The sequence below is a fragment of the Microcystis sp. LE19-195.1E genome, assembly GCF_027532095.1.
Taxonomy (GTDB): domain Bacteria; phylum Cyanobacteriota; class Cyanobacteriia; order Cyanobacteriales; family Microcystaceae; genus Microcystis; species Microcystis aeruginosa.
Genome location: NZ_JAPZSZ010000349.1, coordinates 1 through 1,687 on the forward strand (window position 1 = coordinate 1; position 1,687 = coordinate 1,687).

The following is a 1,687-nucleotide window of genomic DNA, read 5'->3' on the forward strand; positions in this document are numbered from 1 at the left end:
GAGAATTTGAAAATAAAGAAGAACTGGAAAAAGTAGTCAATCAGCTTTTAAATGAAGGGGGATTGATTATTAAATGGAGTAGAAAACTTAAAAATAAGGGTAATGCTGTCAATGTAACTTAAATGCGTAAAAGCTTAATAATAGCGCCGTTGGTGGGAGTGAAGAGGGTGACGGTAAAGTTTTCATCCAGTTCTACTGTTGTATCTCCCTGAACGTCAACAGTAATTACTTTACTGCTTTCCCCCACCGCAAAACTCACGGTTCCTGACGGTAAGATTCCCCCGACAAAATCAGTGGCATTAGCAGGATTGCTGCCGCTGCCGGTAACTGCCCAGTTAACGTTATTGGTTCCCGTGGTATTAACCGAACGAGTGACGGTGAAGGTAAAGGCTTTACTGCCACTGTTGCCCTCGGTTTGATTGGCACTAGTGGCGGCAATGGCGAGGATGGGGATTGCGGGGGTACTCACGGCCCACAACTCCTCACCGTTAACGCCGTTATCGGCAGTGAAGAACAGGGTGCTGCCCACTACTCTCAGGTTTTGGGGGTTGGAGCCAGAGGAACCAGGGCGGATGTCGCCCACCAGAATCGTGCCGGCCGCCGTGCCGTCGCTTTTCCATAATTCCCGACCGTTCACGCCGTCATCGGCAGTGAAGAACAGAGTATTGCCCACTGCCGTTAGATTTTGGGGGTAGTTGCCAGAGAAACCGGAACCGGGGTTGATATCCTTGACCAGAACTGTACCGGCCGCCGTGCCGTCGCTTTTCCACAATTCCCGACCGTTCACATTGTCACCGGCAGTGAAGTACAGGGTATTACCCACTGCCGTCAGATTGCGGGGGTTGGAGCTACTAAAGGAACCAGGGCGGATATCTTTGACCAGAACCGTACCGGCCGCCGTGCCGTCGCTTTTCCACAATTCCCGACCGTTTACACCGTCATTGGCAGTGAAGAACAGGGTGTTGCCCACTGCCAATGACGGCTGGGGTAGGAGCGATAGAGACTGGGGCGGATGTCTTTGACCAAAACTGTACCAGCCGCCGTGCCGTCGCTTTTCCATAATTCCCGATTAACGCCGTCATTAGCAGAGAAGAACAGGGTACTGCCTACTGCCGTTAGATTGCAGGGGTTGGAGGATATATAGAAACCGGAACCGGGAAAAATATCTTTAACCAGAACCGTGCCAGCCGCCGTGCCGTCGCTCTTCCACAATTCAGTACCGTTAACACCGTCATTGGCACTGAAGAACAGAGTATTGCCCAGTGCCGTTAGAAAGCGGGGGTAGGAGTTAAAGGCACCGGGAAGGATATCTTTAACTAAAAAAGGAATTGACATGACTTTTTCCTGAATAAAGGGTGAAAATTAAACAGTTAGGTAGTGGTGCAAAATAAATTTCCTAGTGGAGAAAGGCACTCATGCAAGAGGCAAGGGGGGGTTAGATTTGTGTAATTAATTTTGCTTAGGTACTTAAGCCGGCAAAGAAGGGTATATCTGGCTGAAAAACCCCAGATGTCTGCAACTCCGACAAATCTAAGGTTTCAACAGTGGTAAGCTTTTACGCATTTAAGTTACATTGACAGCATTACCCTTATTTTTAAGTTTTCTACTCCATTTAATAATCAATCCCCCTTCATTTAAAAGCTGATTGACTACTTTTTCCAGTTCTTCTTTATTTTCAAATTCTCGA

At 48.0% G+C, this 1,687-nt stretch carries 3 pseudogenes; 1 reads left to right on the plus strand and 2 read right to left on the minus strand.

Going from position 1 to position 1,687, the window contains the following annotated elements:
* Positions 1-122, plus strand: a pseudogene (locus tag O9300_RS18710) (IS630 family transposase); the annotation flags it as partial.
* A gap of 14 nt (positions 123-136) precedes the next feature.
* Here the strand turns inward: O9300_RS18710 and O9300_RS18715 are convergent.
* Both O9300_RS18715 and O9300_RS18720 read right to left on the minus strand, forming a co-directional pair.
* Positions 137-1,335, minus strand: a pseudogene (locus O9300_RS18715) (ELWxxDGT repeat protein); the annotation flags it as partial.
* Positions 1,336-1,563: 228 nt separating this feature from the next.
* A pseudogene (locus O9300_RS18720) lies at positions 1,564-1,687 on the minus strand (IS630 family transposase); the annotation flags it as partial.